The 15,510-nt window shown below is 29.5% G+C and carries 22 protein-coding genes; 18 read left to right on the forward strand and 4 right to left on the reverse strand.

Annotated features, from left to right (window positions below):
• A partial coding sequence (locus tag ACJAX4_RS15015; RefSeq protein WP_435790270.1) for a DnaA N-terminal domain-containing protein occupies positions 1-218 on the reverse strand: 218 nt, incomplete at its 3' end.
• A 541-nt stretch (positions 219-759) separates the two neighbouring features.
• On the opposite strand from ACJAX4_RS15015, the gene rpmH reads away from it, so the two are divergent.
• The 13 genes from rpmH (at position 760) to ACJAX4_RS15080 (ending at position 10,500) form a co-directional block, all read left to right on the forward strand.
• Positions 760-894, forward strand: a complete 135-nt coding sequence (gene rpmH / locus ACJAX4_RS15020) for a 50S ribosomal protein L34 (RefSeq protein ID WP_291642134.1) — start codon at positions 760-762, stop codon at positions 892-894.
• A 64-nt stretch (positions 895-958) separates the two neighbouring features.
• Positions 959-1,318, forward strand: a complete 360-nt coding sequence (rnpA, locus tag ACJAX4_RS15025; protein ID WP_435790289.1) for a ribonuclease P protein component — start codon at positions 959-961, stop codon at positions 1,316-1,318.
• Positions 1,290-1,499 (forward strand): membrane protein insertion efficiency factor YidD, encoded by a 210-nt coding sequence (yidD, locus tag ACJAX4_RS15030; protein ID WP_435790271.1) that lies wholly within the window; start codon positions 1,290-1,292, stop codon positions 1,497-1,499. Before rnpA ends, yidD begins: the two co-directional genes overlap by 29 nt.
• A gap of 20 nt (positions 1,500-1,519) precedes the next feature.
• Positions 1,520-2,188, forward strand: coding sequence for a membrane protein insertase YidC (gene yidC, locus ACJAX4_RS15035; RefSeq protein WP_435790272.1), 669 nt, complete (start codon positions 1,520-1,522; stop codon positions 2,186-2,188).
• 45 nt (positions 2,189-2,233) lie between these two features.
• Entirely contained in the window at positions 2,234-2,860 is a 627-nt protein-coding gene (gene jag, locus ACJAX4_RS15040) for an RNA-binding cell elongation regulator Jag/EloR (RefSeq protein ID WP_435790273.1), read from the forward strand.
• Between the two features lie 105 nt (positions 2,861-2,965).
• Positions 2,966-4,342 (forward strand): tRNA uridine-5-carboxymethylaminomethyl(34) synthesis GTPase MnmE, encoded by a 1,377-nt coding sequence (gene mnmE / locus ACJAX4_RS15045; protein ID WP_435790274.1) that lies wholly within the window; start codon positions 2,966-2,968, stop codon positions 4,340-4,342.
• Between the two features lie 8 nt (positions 4,343-4,350).
• Positions 4,351-6,237: a tRNA uridine-5-carboxymethylaminomethyl(34) synthesis enzyme MnmG gene (gene mnmG, locus ACJAX4_RS15050; RefSeq protein WP_435790275.1), complete on the forward strand. Its 1,887-nt coding sequence runs from the start codon at positions 4,351-4,353 to the stop codon at positions 6,235-6,237.
• Positions 6,238-6,240: 3 nt separating this feature from the next.
• Positions 6,241-6,960, forward strand: a complete 720-nt coding sequence (gene rsmG / locus ACJAX4_RS15055; RefSeq protein WP_435790276.1) for a 16S rRNA (guanine(527)-N(7))-methyltransferase RsmG — start codon at positions 6,241-6,243, stop codon at positions 6,958-6,960.
• Between the two features lie 98 nt (positions 6,961-7,058).
• Positions 7,059-7,838, forward strand: a complete 780-nt coding sequence (locus ACJAX4_RS15060; protein WP_435790277.1) for a ParB/RepB/Spo0J family partition protein — start codon at positions 7,059-7,061, stop codon at positions 7,836-7,838.
• A gap of 179 nt (positions 7,839-8,017) precedes the next feature.
• Complete coding sequence (locus tag ACJAX4_RS15065; RefSeq protein WP_435790278.1) at positions 8,018-8,788, forward strand: ParA family protein; 771 nt, start codon at positions 8,018-8,020, stop codon at positions 8,786-8,788.
• 2 nt (positions 8,789-8,790) lie between these two features.
• On the forward strand, positions 8,791-9,636 hold the full coding sequence (locus ACJAX4_RS15070) for a ParB/RepB/Spo0J family partition protein (protein ID WP_435790279.1): 846 nt from the start codon (positions 8,791-8,793) through the stop codon (positions 9,634-9,636).
• Positions 9,637-9,675: 39 nt separating this feature from the next.
• Positions 9,676-10,179, forward strand: coding sequence for a DUF4446 family protein (locus ACJAX4_RS15075; protein ID WP_435790280.1), 504 nt, complete (start codon positions 9,676-9,678; stop codon positions 10,177-10,179).
• A gap of 63 nt (positions 10,180-10,242) precedes the next feature.
• Positions 10,243-10,500, forward strand: a complete 258-nt coding sequence (locus ACJAX4_RS15080; RefSeq protein ID WP_435790281.1) for a YkuS family protein — start codon at positions 10,243-10,245, stop codon at positions 10,498-10,500.
• A 135-nt stretch (positions 10,501-10,635) separates the two neighbouring features.
• Here ACJAX4_RS15080 and yyaC read toward each other — a convergent pair whose 3' ends face one another.
• From yyaC to ACJAX4_RS15095, 3 genes are read right to left on the reverse strand one after another with little or no spacing between them, the layout of a single operon-like run.
• Complete coding sequence (yyaC, locus tag ACJAX4_RS15085; protein ID WP_435790282.1) at positions 10,636-11,238, reverse strand: spore protease YyaC; 603 nt, start codon at positions 11,236-11,238, stop codon at positions 10,636-10,638.
• Between the two features lie 46 nt (positions 11,239-11,284).
• Entirely contained in the window at positions 11,285-12,337 is a 1,053-nt protein-coding gene (gene ytvI, locus ACJAX4_RS15090; protein ID WP_435790283.1) for a sporulation integral membrane protein YtvI, read from the reverse strand.
• Between the two features lie 8 nt (positions 12,338-12,345).
• On the reverse strand, positions 12,346-13,500 hold the full coding sequence (locus tag ACJAX4_RS15095; protein ID WP_435790284.1) for an aminotransferase class V-fold PLP-dependent enzyme: 1,155 nt from the start codon (positions 13,498-13,500) through the stop codon (positions 12,346-12,348).
• Between the two features lie 352 nt (positions 13,501-13,852).
• Between ACJAX4_RS15095 and yedF the strand changes: the two genes are divergently transcribed.
• The 5 genes from yedF to ACJAX4_RS15120 form a co-directional block, all read left to right on the forward strand.
• Complete coding sequence (yedF, locus tag ACJAX4_RS15100) at positions 13,853-14,437, forward strand: sulfurtransferase-like selenium metabolism protein YedF (RefSeq protein ID WP_435790285.1); 585 nt, start codon at positions 13,853-13,855, stop codon at positions 14,435-14,437.
• 23 nt (positions 14,438-14,460) lie between these two features.
• Positions 14,461-14,712, forward strand: coding sequence for a DUF3343 domain-containing protein (locus tag ACJAX4_RS15105; protein ID WP_435790286.1), 252 nt, complete (start codon positions 14,461-14,463; stop codon positions 14,710-14,712).
• A gap of 27 nt (positions 14,713-14,739) precedes the next feature.
• Entirely contained in the window at positions 14,740-14,940 is a 201-nt protein-coding gene (locus tag ACJAX4_RS15110; protein ID WP_435790287.1) for a DUF951 domain-containing protein, read from the forward strand.
• A 96-nt stretch (positions 14,941-15,036) separates the two neighbouring features.
• The gene (gene rpsF / locus ACJAX4_RS15115; protein WP_435790288.1) at positions 15,037-15,324 is read left to right on the forward strand and encodes a 30S ribosomal protein S6; all 288 of its coding nucleotides are present in this window, start codon (positions 15,037-15,039) and stop codon (positions 15,322-15,324) included.
• Between the two features lie 10 nt (positions 15,325-15,334).
• The coding region (locus ACJAX4_RS15120; protein ID WP_435790290.1) for a single-stranded DNA-binding protein at positions 15,335-15,510 on the forward strand (176 nt) is incomplete at its 3' end.

The raw sequence follows: 15,510 nt of genomic DNA on the forward strand, positions 1-15,510 counted from the left end.
TTAGATGTAAGTAATTTTACAGCATTCATTATCAAATCTTTATATCTATTTTCTAGAATGTCTTTGGTAAAATTATTAGGAACACCTAATTTAAAAGTATTATTGTCTAAGGCCATAGGTTCTATACTTTTAATCCAAGTATTAAAACTAACTTCTGTAAGTTCACCTTTTACAATATTTAAGGTTTTTTCCCAGATATCTTTAATTTGGGTGCTCATTATCTATCCTCCAGTCAAGTAAAAAAAAAATTTATAAAACAGCAAACAAAATATAAACAAAGTTATAAACATTAAAATTATAACTTATTGCTTGTTAATAAGTAACATTAAAAATATACACATGTTAATAACTGTGTTAACATTTCTAATATAACTTAAATTACTAACAATATAAAAAAAAACATATCAACATATTAAATAACGAATAAATCTACTTAAATAGCTAAAAATAGATAAATAAGTATAAGTTTTATACAATATTGTAGTAGTTATTCACAATTTTGTCCACAACTTGTGAATAACTTTATTTTTATATAGGTTATTCACAGTTCATTGTTATATAATATCAAAAAAAACCAAGGTGTTCAAGAAGTTATCCACAAAAAAATATATTAATATAAAAAATATCAACAATAACAATTAAAATGCTTATCTTGACATTACAAGGCTATGAATATATAATCTAATAGTAAAACCAAAAATATGCGATTGTAATGTGATTGCTATGATTTGAGATTTAAATCAAGGGGGTGTAGTAGATATGTTCATGACTTACCAACCAAAAAAGAGACAAAGAAAGAAAGAACACGGATTCAGAAAGAGAATGAAAACAGCTTCAGGCAGAAACATCCTTAGAATAAGAAGACAAAAGGGTAGAAAAAGATTGACAGCATAAGGGCCGCTAATGTGGCCTTTTTCTGCAATTTGCGGAAAAGAGGGCGGCTAATTTGAACATTAACGTGAAGAAATACAGAATTAGAAAGAATACTGAATTTAGAACAGTATATAGGAGAGGAAAATCTTTTTCTAATCTATCATTGGTTTTATACATTTATAAGAATGGTAGAGATATTAATAGATTTGGAATATCCGTGAGCAAAAAAGTTGGAAATAGTGTAATTAGAGGTAGAGTTAAAAGACTTATTTCAGAAAGCTATAGGCTTAACAATGAAGGATTAAAGACGAGTTATGATTTAGTTTTCATTGCAAGAAATCCTTCTAATTCTAAAAATTATAAAGAAATAGAGAGTGCACTAAAAAATTTGCTTAAGAAGGCAGGTTTGTTTAATAATGAAAAAAATATTTATACTGGGCATTAAACTTTATAGAAAATATATATCACCTTTTAAGAGGCCTTGTTGTATATTTTACCCTACATGTTCTCAGTATACATTAGAAGCTATTGAAAAATATGGGGCAATAAAAGGCTCTATTATGGGAATAAGGAGAATACTCAAATGTCATCCTTTTAATAAGGGTGGGTTTGATCCAGTTAAATAAGCACTTAGGAGGTTTTATTTTTGAATTTTGATTTTATAACTGTTCCACTTGAAAAGCTATTTTTCATTATACAAGGTGGAATAAATGGAATTATACCAAATGATGATATATCATTTGGACTCGCAATAATTATTTTTACAATCTTAATAAGGGTATTATTGTTACCATTAAGTATTAAACAAACAAAATCAACTGCTAAAATGGGTGCGATTGGACCAGAAGTTAAGAAGGTTCAAGCAAAATATAAAAGTGATCCTCAAAAATCGCAACAAGAGGTTATGAAACTTTATAAAGAAAATGGAGTAAATCCAATGGGCGGATGTTTGCCAATGCTTATTCAAATGCCTATTTTATTTGCTATGTTTTATGTGTTTAGAAACTTAGATATGAATGGTGCTGGTTTCTTATGGATGAAGGATTTAACATTAAAAGACCCTCTATATATATTACCAGTACTATCTATGGTAACTACATATTTTTCATCAAAACTTATGCAACCAAAAACATCAGGAGATGAAGGTAAATCTAAGCAAACTTCAACAATGAATGTTGTAATGGCTATTTTTATGGGATTTATGAGTCTTAACTTTCCAGGTGCATTAGTATTATATTGGGTATTAAATAACATACTACAAGTAATTCAAACTTTAGCTATAAATAAATTGGAAGCTTCAAAAAAAGAGATTTAACACAAGTGCCTAATTTTATATTTAGAAAGGCGGGTGTAGTACAATATGAAGGTTATAGAAATGATGGGAAAAACTGTAGAGGATGCAATTAATGTTGCATTGACTGAGCTTAAACTTACAAGAGATAAAATAGAAGTGGAAATTACAGATGAAGGTAGCAGAGGGTTTTTAAACATTATAGGTGTAAAACCTGCTAAGATTAGAGTTTCAGTAAAAAGAGATATTCTATCTGAAGCGAAAATTTTCCTTACAGATGTACTTAATGCTATGAATATGAAAGCAGAAATATCACTTAAAGAAGTAAATAATGAAATAAGAATCAGCTTAATTGGACCTAATATGGGACTATTAATAGGATATAGAGGTGAGACTTTAGATTCCCTTCAATATATTGTAAGCTTAGTTATAAATAAAAATCATAATGAAGAGTATAGAAGAGTAATATTAGATACTGAAAATTATAGAGCAAAACGAGAAGAGACACTAAAAAGGCTCGCATCTAAAATTGCCTATAAGGTAAGGGTTAGTGGTAGGGTATTAAAGCTTGAACCTATGAATCCTTATGAAAGAAGAATAATACACTCAACACTTCAAAATGATTCATATATTTATACATTTAGTGAAGGTGATGAACCCTATAGAAGAGTTGTAGTTGATTTAAAGAAAGCCTAAGGGCTTTCTTTTTAAATTATAAAAATAATTATAATGATGTAATTATATTACAGAATTTATTCAGATATAATAATTAATACGCATAAAATTAGGAGGTAGTATTTAATGAAAGAATTCGATACTATAGCTGCAATAGCAACTAGTATAGGTGAGGGTGGTATATCTATAATCAGAGTATCTGGTGATAAGTCCATAGAAATAGTAGATAGTATATTTATAGGAAAAAAAAACAGAAGACTTCATGACTTAAAACCTTACACTATGAGATATGGTCATGTTGTTGATAAAAATGGAAGTAGATTAGACGAAGTTATTATTTCTTACATGAAAGGACCTAAAAGTTTTACTGCGGAAGATACTATTGAAATAAATTGTCATGGTGGCATAGTTGGTACTAATATAATTTTACAAGAAGTTATACGCGCAGGAGCAAGAATGGCAGAGCCTGGGGAATTTACTAAAAGAGCATTTTTAAATGGTAGAATTGATTTAAGTGAAGCTGAGGCAGTTATAGATATAATAAGAGCAAAGACAGAGTTAAGTTTAAAATCAGCACTTATGCAGTCAGAAGGTACAATTTCCAGGGAAATAAAGATTATAAGAAATAAGTTACTTACTGTGATTGCACATATAGAGGCTACAGTTGATTATCCTGAAGAGGATATGGAAGAAATAACTGCAGATAAAGTTAATGAAGATGTTATTAAACTCGTAAGTGAGATTGACATTCTTTTAAGCACTGCAGATGAAGGTAAAATATTAAGAGAAGGCTTAAGTACTGTTATAGTTGGAAAGCCTAATGTAGGAAAATCATCACTACTTAATGCCCTTGTCAAAGAAAAAAGGGCAATTGTTTCTGACGTTCCAGGTACTACAAGGGATGCAATAGAGGAATATATAAGTATTGAAGGTATACCAATTAAAATAGTAGATACTGCAGGTATTCGTGAAACACAAGACATAGTTGAAAAAATAGGAGTAGAAAAATCAAAAGAAAAAATAGATGAGGCTGATTTAGTTATCTTAATTTTGGATCTTAGTAGTGAACTAGAAAAAGAAGATAGACAAATTATTGAATATATTAAAGATAAAAAATATATTGTGCTATTAAATAAATGTGATTTGGGTGGTAAAATAGATATAAATGAATTACAAAATCTTAAATCCGAATATATAACCAATGTTTCCATAAAAACAGGTGAGGGATTAGAACACGTTAAAGAATATATTAAAGACTTATTTTTTAATGGTGAAATAAAAACTGAAGGAATATACGTTACAAATAATAGGCATAAACAGGCTTTAATAAGAGCAAAAGAAAATTTAGAATCGTCGATAAAAGCATTAGAATATACTATGGCTATAGATCTGGCATCAATTGATATACGAAATGCATGGACGAATTTAGGTGAGATTACGGGAGAATCATTAGAAGAAGATATCATACATAAGATATTCTCAGAATTTTGCTTAGGAAAGTAGGGATTAATATGAAATATATTGCAGGGAATTTTGACGTTGTAGTCGTTGGAGCTGGTCACGCAGGATGTGAGGCCGCTCTTGCATCTGCAAGAATGGGATGTAAAACACTAATATGTGCAATGAACTTAGATAGTGTGGCACTAATGCCATGCAACCCCAATATTGGTGGAACTGCTAAAGGACATTTAGTGAGAGAAATAGATGCTCTTGGTGGCGAAATGGGAATAAACATTGATAATACATATATACAATCAAGAATGTTAAATAAATCTAAAGGCCCAGCTGTTTTCTCACTAAGGGCTCAAGCTGATAAAAAAGCATATGGGCAAAGAATGAAAAGCGTTCTGGAAAAACAAGAAAATTTACAATTAAGACAATTAGAAGTAGTATCTATAGATGTAACGGATGGAAAGGTTAAAGGTGTTCTAACTAAAAATGGAGCATACTTTGAAGCTAAGTCTATTATTATAGCTTCTGGAACGTATTTAAAATCAAATGTTATAATAGGAGAGCATAATTATGATGAAGGTCCTAGTGGACTTCTGCCAGCTAATGAGCTTTCTAATTCTTTAGAGGAAGCGGGAATTAGACTTCGAAGATTTAAAACAGGAACTCCAGCTAGAATAAATAAAAGATCGGTGGACTTTTCTAAAATGGAGGAACAGTGCGGTGATGCTGAAATAGTTCCATTTTCATTTATAAGTGAAGATATACGTCGTGCGCAAGTATCTTGCTATTTAACTTATACAAATGAATTTACTCATAATGTAATTAGAGAAAATATTCATAGATCTCCTCTATACAATGGATCTATAGTTAGTACTGGTCCTAGATATTGCCCTTCTATTGAAGATAAAGTAATGAGATTTGCGGACAAAGAAAGGCATCAAATATTTATTGAACCGGAAGGTGAGACTACCGAGGAGATGTATGTGCAAGGTATGTCAAGCTCACTTCCTGAGGATGTTCAGGTTAAAGTGTTAAAAACAGTACCAGGACTTGAAAATGTAGAGATTATGAGAACTGCCTATGCTATAGAATATGATTGTTTATATTCAACGGATTTAAAACTTTCATTAGAATTTAAAAACATTCGTGGATTATTCTCTGCTGGTCAAATAAACGGTTCTTCTGGATATGAAGAAGCTGCAGCTCAGGGGCTTATGGCAGGAATTAATGCTGCACTTACGATTCAAGACAAAGAGCCATTAATATTAAAAAGATCAGATGCATATATAGGGGTTTTAATAGATGATTTAGTTACTAAAGGTACCAACGAACCGTATAGGATGATGACGTCAAGAGCGGAGTATAGATTGCTTCTAAGGCAAGATAACGCTGATTTAAGGTTGACTGAAATAGGATATGGCGTAGGACTTGTTAAAGAACATAGATATGATATATTTGTGAAAAAGAAGATGCAACTGGAAGAAGAAATCGATAGAATTAAACATTTACAAATTACAAACAAAAAAGAGATTGAGGAATTTTTAATTTCTTTAAGCTCTACACCACTAAAAAAGCCTATTAGTTTATACGAGCTTATAAAAAGACCAGAGCTTGATTATTACAAAGTTTCAAAGCTTGATGTAGATAGACCGAAATTAAATAAATTTATACAAGAGCAAGTTAATATTATTTCAAAATATGAAGGATATATACAAAAGCAATTAGATCAAATTAAACAATTTAAGAAATTTGAAAATAAATTTATATCAAAAGATATGAACTATAATAATATAAAAGGATTAAGAATAGAAGCTATGCAAAAACTAGGTGAAATTAAACCGGAAAGCATAGGTCAAGCTTCTAGAATATCGGGAGTATCACCTGCAGATATGTCGGTTTTAATGATATATCTTGAGCAACAAAATAGACTTAAAATGAGGAGATGAACTATGGAATACTTCGATATATTGAATGAAGCTAGCAACAATGTTGGTCTTGATTTTAATGAAAAAAAGTACCAGCAATTTATGAGATATAAAGATCTTATAAAAGAATGGAATGAGAAAATAAATTTAACAGCTATAAAAGAAGATGAAGACATAGTAAAGAAACACTTCATTGATTCTATGAAAGTTTTTAAGTTTGACGGCCTAAAGGATGCGAAAAACATCATCGATATAGGTACTGGAGGTGGATTTCCAGGTATACCAATGAAAATAATGAAACCTGACATAAATATAGTCCTATTAGATTCACTGAATAAAAGAATCAAGTTTTTGAATGAGGTAATTAAAGATTTACAACTTGAAAATATTAGCGCTATTCATGGTAGAGCAGAAGATTTTGCACAAGAGCATAAGTATAGAGAAAAGTTTGATGTTGCAGTTTCAAGGGCTGTTGCTAATTTAACAGTTTTGAGTGAATATTGTATACCTTATATAAAGGTTGGTGGATATTTTGTTGCGATGAAAGGACCAGCTGCTGAAGAGGAAATTAAGTGTTCACAAAATGCAATAAGGAAACTAGGTGGACGAATAGAGCATATAGAAAAAGTACAAATTGAAGATAGTGATTTAAAACATAATCTAATTATAATAAGTAAAATTTCTGGAACCCATAGGCAGTATCCTAGAAAAGCAGGTATAGTTTCTAAAAACCCACTATTATAATGTTATAATTTGTCGTACGAAATAATGAAAAAAAGAAGGATATTGGACAAAAAAAAAGAATTGTTAATATAAGGAAAAAACTTGAGGGATGGTATATTATGCAAAACAACGTAAATTATGTATCTGTAGAATTAATCTCACCAAATGTTTATCAGCCTAGAAAGCATTTTAATGAAGAAACAATTGAAGAACTTTCACTTTCAATTAAATCTTATGGAATAATTCAACCACTAACAGTTAGAAAGAGTGGAGAAACAAGATATGAGTTGGTAGCGGGAGAGAGAAGACTAAGAGCGGCAAAAAAAATAGGACTCCAGCAGGTTCCAGTAATTATTATAGATATTACAGATAAAGATTCTGCCGCTATTGCATTACTAGAAAATTTGCAAAGAGAAGATTTAAATTTTTTGGAAGAGGCTGTAGCTTATTATAATCTTATTCAAGATCATTCTTACACACAAGAGCAGTTAGCACAATTAATAGGAAAAAAACAATCGACAATAGCTAATAAATTAAGATTACTAAAATTGGATAAAGAAATAACAATTGTCTTGGTAGAAAATAAACTTACTGAAAGACATGCAAGAGCTCTCTTAAAATTATCTGATATAAATATTCAAAAGAAAGTATTAAAAATAATTATTGATAAGTCACTTAATGTTAAACATTCAGAGCAACTTATTGAAAAAGAATTATTAAAGCTATCTAGAGATGAAGTAGCAGTAGAGGGAAAGAAAAAAATAAAAGGAATTTTTGCACCTAGAGTATATATAAATACTATTAAACAGGTGTTCGATAAGTATGGTATAAATGCAGAATATAGATCTAAGGAATTAGAAGATAGTATAGAAGTTACAATAAAAATACCTAAAAAATAATATGCATATAAAAAAGCGAATGTTTCACGTGAAACATTCGCTTTTTTTACATGTTTTTTAAGTAATTTTGAAAAAAGACTATTAAATTGTTGTACATAAATATATAATGATTTGTATAGAATATAAAGATTTTATAGCAAAATTAACTTATGAAAATATTACGAATGGTAGGTGTAGTCATGAAAACTATATGTATTTTTAATCAAAAGGGAGGGGTAGGTAAAACTACTACGAATATAAACTTATGTGCTTGTTTAGCTATGCAAGGTAAAAAAGTTTTAACGGTAGATATTGATCCTCAAGGTAATACTACAAGTGGACTTGGATTTGATAAAAAAAAGATAGATTTATCAATGTATGATTTATTAACATCAGATATATCTATAAGAGATACTATTAAAGAATGCGAGGTAATCAACAATTTATACGTAGTACCTTCTACAATGGAACTTGTAGGTGCAGAAGTGGAACTAATAAATAGAAGCAATCGCGAGAATATGTTAAAGGAAAAGTTAAAAGAGATTGAAGGTGAATTTGATTTTGTTTTTATAGATTGTCCACCATCATTAGGGATATTAACTATAAATGCTCTCGCCGCTTCAGATACTGTAATCACACCTATTCAATGTGAGTTTTATGCTTTAGAGGGTGTTGGTCAATTAATTAATACCATAAGCCTTGTTAGAAAATCTTTAAATAAAAATTTAGAAATTGAAGGCGTAATTTTGAGTATGTACGACAATAGAACAAAGCTTTGTAACGAGGTTGTTTTAGAAGTCAAGAAATACTTTAATGAGAAAGTTTATGAAACAACAATACCTAGAAATATAAGACTCGCAGAAGCTCCAAGTTTCGGACTGCCAATTATGTTGTATGACGATAAATGTAAGGGTGCAGAAGCTTACGCGCAGTTAGCAAATGAATTTTTAGATAGACAAGGAGATGAGTAGGATTGAATAAAAAATTTGGACTAGGTAAGGGTCTTGGTGCGCTAATACCAGAAGAAATAGCAGAGGATGGGTCTTTTATTTTAAAAGTGTCAATGAATTTGATTAAAGCTAATAAAGATCAACCAAGAAAAAGTTTTGATCCTGAAAAAATATCTGAATTGGCACAATCAATAAGAGAACATGGTGTTATTCAACCTATTATACTTAACAAAGAAGGCGATATATATACAGTTATAGCAGGCGAAAGAAGATTCCGTGCAGCTAAAAGCATTGGACTTGCCGAAATACCAGCAATTATAATGAATGTTGATAATAGAAAAATATTAGAGTTGTCATTAATAGAAAACATTCAAAGAGAAGATTTAAATCCTATTGAAGAGGCCATAGCATACAAGAAACTTATACTTGATTTTAGTCTTACTCAGGAAGAAATAAGTAAAAAAGTTTCGAAGTCAAGAGCAGCTATAACAAATTGTATGAGATTACTAAACTTAGATGAAAGAGTTCAAGAATACATAATCGATAGGGTAATATCTGAAGGCCATGGGAGGGCTTTATTAGGTTTAAATGATAAGCAAGTTCAATATGAAATTTCCCAAATGGTTATTGATGACAGTCTTAATGTGAGGCAAACAGAGAGAGTAGTTAAAAATTTTGATAGTGAAAAAACCGTAAAAGTAGTTGAAAAACAAAGCAATATATATTATAAAGATGTATTAAACAAGTTAGAAGGTCATTTTGGTACTAAAGTTTTTATAAATTCAAAAAGTAAAAACAAGGGTAAAATCGAAATAGAATATTATTCAGAAGAAGATTTTGAAAGAATTCTAGAAGTTTTTAATATATAATGTTTCACGTGAAACATAATGGAGAGGATGTAATTTAAAATGCAGAGTATATATAATTTTACAAATAATGCACAGGTGTATATAATAGTAGCACTTATAGTTATTGTTCTTATATTAATAGTAATAATTATAATGACATATACATTTTTGAATAAATTAGAAAAAAAATATAAAAAATTGATGAGAGGAGTAAATAAAAAAAACTTAGAAGATGTGGTTATATCATATTTAGATAGAATTGATGAAGTTAAAGAAGAAAATGATAATATTAAACAAATGTATGATGGATTAGATGGACGATTGAAAACTTGTGTTCAGAAAACTTCTATTATAAGGTATAAAGCTTTTGAAAATGTTGGAAGTGATTTAAGTTTTTCTATAGCATTGCTTGATGGAAATAAGAATGGATTTATATTAACTAGTATATATGGTAGAACTGAAAGCACCACTTATGCTAAACCTATAGATAATGGTATATCCAGGTATGAGTTATCTCAGGAAGAAAGCAAAGTACTAGAACAAGCTGTGAATTCAAAAGAATAAGTGTGAATTTGCTGTAGTAAAAAATCAAGTATAGGCAATACTAAAAACAAAGGGGTTTTTAGTATGATAATATGTATTTCTCAGGAACTTATTGTTTTGCAAAATGAACTAATTAAAAGAGGGCATACTGTAATAAATAATAGAGAAAACAATATTAGTTGTGATGCAATTATATGTAATCTCAAAAATGGTGGACTCATAAGCTTAAATATGCAAAATAATATAAGAAGAGAAGGAACTTTAATTATAGATAGTGGAAGCAAGACTATTGATGAAATAGAATATATACTAAGTAATAGAGTATATAGCAATATTTTTTAAAAACTATTCGCGTGTAAATCTTTAGTTTAAAGTGTAAATATGTACAGCCTTATTAAAAATAACTTTAAGAACATAAAAAGGAATAACAAGTATGGTACGCTACCATGCTTGTTATTCCTTTAAATATTTTTAAAATTAAACTTCAAGATCCTTTATAGTCCAATCATTGTAAATGGAATTAAGTTTTTTACCACCTACAGTTTTGAGTATTGAGTGATATAAGCCGTTTGATATAGCGTCAGCAAGCATCATTACTGTATATAATCTTGTATTTTGAAGAACCATAAATTCAAAAGCCCCAGATATATTTACAACTCCTGTTATACTTAAGTCACCCACTTTAGGTAAATCTTTATTCATTGCTGCACCAGGGCTTAAGGGTTTTTCTTCAACAATAATTTTACCGACATTTTGTAAACTACCAAGGCAGGCATCAATTGCGATAATGTATGGATTGGTATAAGAATAATTAATTTCATCAATTACTTCACATAAATTTTTGGCATGTACAGGACACTCTAGACTACCATAAACATGAATTTCATTCCTAACCATAAATTTAAGCTTATTTCCAACTAGTGGACCTAAACTGTCACCAGTAGATCTGTCTGTACCAATACATAAAATAACAATGGGACGCGAGCATTTAGCTATGGGAATAATATACTGGCTTATAATATCTCTTAATTTATAAGTGCAATCTTTTGACATTGAATCTAAAATAACTTTATCTACCATAAAAAACCTCCTATTTGGATGTTATCCATCTAGGAGGTTTTCTATTCTATAAAACTTCAACTTTTTTCAATATATTGTAGAACACTACTAAAAACATACAAAACAGCATTCCAAGAATACCATTTGCTCGGAGTCCTATAAATATAGAGGCTAAGACGGCTACAGGATGAATGCCTAGTGAGGTAGATACAATTTTAGGTTCTATGATTTGTCTTACTATGGTAATAATTATATAAGATATCAAAAGTCCTAAAGCTGCTACATAATTATGGGATATAAAGAAAATTATTATTAAAGGAAGATATATTGCTCCTATACCAAAAATAGGGAGTAAATCGAATATTCCACACAATATACTTAGTGTAACAGCATACTTAACTTTAAAAACAAAAAAAACAACTAAAGTTTCTAAAAATGTTATAGTGATTATTAACAAGTAAGAGAGGATATAATTTTTAAACATTTTTTTTGATTCAACAAATATGGAGTTTATTCTATCACCATTTTTACTAGGAATTAAATCCAATATTTTTTTACTTGAAGATGACAAATCTTTTGTAAAGAAATAGGTGGTAAGTAATGTGAACAATAAAACCATTAAAGTATAAGGTATAGTAGCCACAAATAGTAGCGTTTGTGAAAAAATTTTTGAAGATGCATTCATACTAATATCTATAGTTTTTGTTATATAATCAGTAATGTTTATCTCGATATTATTAATTATGTTGGGGTCTAAATTTTTATAATAGCTACGTAAATTATTAACAAAGTCCACTATACTAGTTTTGTTAGAAGAGATGTAATCTTGAATATTTTTTGCGAGTTGTATTGTTTCTGATGTTATAGTTGTAATTATTAATGAGAGTAATAATACAATTATAGTGAAAAAAATGGTGGTAGTAAATAATGAAGCTATAGTGTTTTTAACTTTAAATTTTTGAATTAAATGTTTTGTTGGAAATTTAAGAATTAAAGATAAAACAAGAGCTAATACAAAAGGAAGGGTGTAACCTATTGTTTCAAAAAATATTACAAAAACGAAAGTATATAAAATAAAGAATATAGCTAACCTATCAATTTTTTGTAAAATTTTATCCATGTAAAGAATCACACCTTTCTTATAATGGTACTTAGAGAACTTAGGGTATAATTAATATCTTTAATGTCATTAAAGGGGCCAATTCCAAAGCGTAAGGTGCCACTTGGATATGTATCTATGGTTTTATGTGCAAGAGGTGAACAGTGAAGGCCAGTTCTTGTTATAATTCCATAGTCAGTATCTAGCATAAAACCTAATTCTGAATTGTCAATTTTTGTAGAATTAACAGAGATGGTCGCTGTTCTTTTAGAACAATCGAGCAATCCATAAACCTCCATGGTGTCAATATTTAAAAGTCCTTCTACGAATTTCTTTAACAAATATTCTTCATGTTGACGGATTGCGTCTATACCTTGAGTATTAATAAAATTGATACCTTCTAAAAGGCCTGCTATACCAGGAGCGTTTAAAGTTCCGCTCTCGAACTTATCAGGTAGAAAATCTGGTTGAGTAATGCTCGATGAAAGGCTACCTGTCCCTCCTTCCATAAAAGAAGTACATATTTCATTTAAACTATCGTCAATTAAAAATCCACCTGTGCCCTGAGGCCCGAGTAAACTTTTGTGACCTGTAAAAGCTAGTGCATTACAATTTAACTTGTAGAAATCCAGGGGTAGCACTCCAGCGGTTTGTGCGGAGTCTATAATGAAAAAAATACCTTTTTCTTTGCAAATTTTACCTATATATTCTAAAGGTTGAATACTTCCAATAATATTTGATGCATGGGATAAAACTACAAGTTTTGTATTAGGCTTTATTGTATTAATAAAATCATCTATGTCAATGAGTCCTTCTATTGAACATGGAATAATGTCCAGGTCTATAATACCTTTTTCTAAAAGAGAATTTAAAGGCCTTAGGGTAGCGTTGTGATCCATTGTGGAAGTTATTACGTGCCAACCACTCTTTACCACTGTTTTTATTAGTGTATTTAATGAGGTGGTAATATTAGGTGTAAAGATTACGTTTTCTACCTTATCAAAGTTAAAAAGCTCCATTAATGCGTATCTACAATTCAAAATAACCTTATTTCCTGCAAGAGAAGCAGTTGTTACACCTCTACCTGGGTTTGTTCCTACATTCATCATATAATTCATTATTGAACTATAAACTTCAGGTGGTTTAGGAAATGTAGTTGCTGCGTTATCTAAATATATTTTCATGAGTTCCTCCGATTCTAAAAAACATTACATCATTGCTAGATTTTACACAAGGTGTAATATTTATTATTATTATTTAAAGTAGCAAAAAAAATTGTTTTGATTTAATTAAAACTATAAATAGTTTATAATAATATTATAAACTTTTTATAAAAGAGTAAAATCTATAATTTTATATCTAAAAAATTTAAAACTATAAATCTTTACATTATAATTACATATTTATAAATTAACGTATAATACTATATTATAATCTATGGAGCTGTAAATGTATATGAAATTAGTAGTTTTGTAAAGAAAGGGGTGTGAAAGTTTTAATTTGATTTTAATGGATTCAATTTAAAACGTAAATAATATGAATAATATAATTGATTGCAAAGGGCTACAATGTCCTATACCTGTAGTTAAGACTAAAAAGTATTTTGATTCAATAGAAAGCGGAGAGTGTACGATAATTGTAGATAATTTGGTTGCTAAAAACAATATAGTTAAACTTGCAAGTGGCAGTGGGCATAAGAGTGTAGTGGAAGAAAAGGAAAAGCTATTTTTTATAAAAATAATTAAAGAAAAGTGTGAGGTAATGGATGTTGAAATCAAAGAAAAGAAAAAGTTAACTTTAGTATTTTCTAGTGATAAACTAGGGGTAGGGGATGACGAGCTCGGAGATATACTTATGAAAAGCTATATATTCGCATTATCAGAAGCGGACACAATACCAGATAATATAATTTTTATTAATGGAGGCGTAAAGCTTACTTCAAAAAGCTCACCAGTACTAGGTAGCTTAAAGAAACTAATAGAAAGAGGAGCAAATATATTAGTTTGTGGTGTGTGCATTGATTTTTATGATTTAAAGGATGAACTATCTGTTGGAGAAATATCAAACATGTATACTATTGTACAACTTATGAATAATGCAGATAACACTATAAAATTATAATTCACAGAATAGGATGGGGAATATTGAATAAATATTATATAGTAACATTTCAGAATACACATGAAGCGATGAAGGCGGAAAGAGAATCTATAAAAAAACAAATTAAGCTAATAGTTATTCCAACACCGACTTATATAACTAAAAGTTGTGGTATTAGTTTGAAAATAGAAGAAGATGAGATTCAAAATATAATTGACCTTATAAAATTAGGAACTATAAAAGTTAAAGAAATTTTTATTAGAAATGGAGAAACTGTAAAAGTTATGATCATATAGTTATGCAATTTAAAGGTGGGATGTGTAGTGAAAGTTTTTAATTTAGGAGACGTTGTAGAAATGAAAAAAACTCATCCTTGCGGAAGTAAGAACTGGGAAATCATTAGGTTGGGTGCGGATATAAAAATAAAATGTTTAGGTTGTGCAAGGATAGTTATGCTTCCAAGAATTAAATTTGATTCGGGGGTAAAGAAAGTTATAAAAGAAAAACCACCCCAAAAGGAATAATAACTTGATTTTAGTATGAATAAGTGGTATAGTTTATTATTGTAATCCCTGCCGTGCAATGCATGGCCGTAAGTCCGAGGGGAGGAGGTGAAATTAATGAGAAAATATGAAACTATATTCATATTACATCCATCATTAGATGAAGAAGCTGTTAAAACTAATGTTGAAAAATTTAAAGGTGTAATAGAAAACAATGGTGGAGTAGTTGAAAATGTTGATGCTTGGGGTAAAAGAAAATTAGCCTATGAAATACAAAAGGTTGGTGAAGGCCACTATACATTAATCAATTTCAATGCAAATCCTGATTTACCAAAAGAATTAGATAGAGTATTCAGAATTACTGACAGTGTTATAAGACATATCATAATAAATCCAGAAAAATAGGTGGTGCTTTATGAATAAGGTTGTTTTAGTTGGTAGATTAACAAAAGATCCTGAGTTGAAATTTGCTCAAGGAACAGGAACAGCTGTAACCACTTTTACTATTGCCGTTAATAGAAGATTTAAAAGAGAAGGTCAACCAGACGCTGACTTTATACCAGTAGTGGTATTTGGTAAGCAAGCTGAAAA

It is taken from the genome of Clostridium sp. (assembly GCF_051278035.1).
In the GTDB taxonomy this organism is placed as follows: Bacteria; Bacillota; Clostridia; order Clostridiales; family Clostridiaceae; genus Clostridium_AD.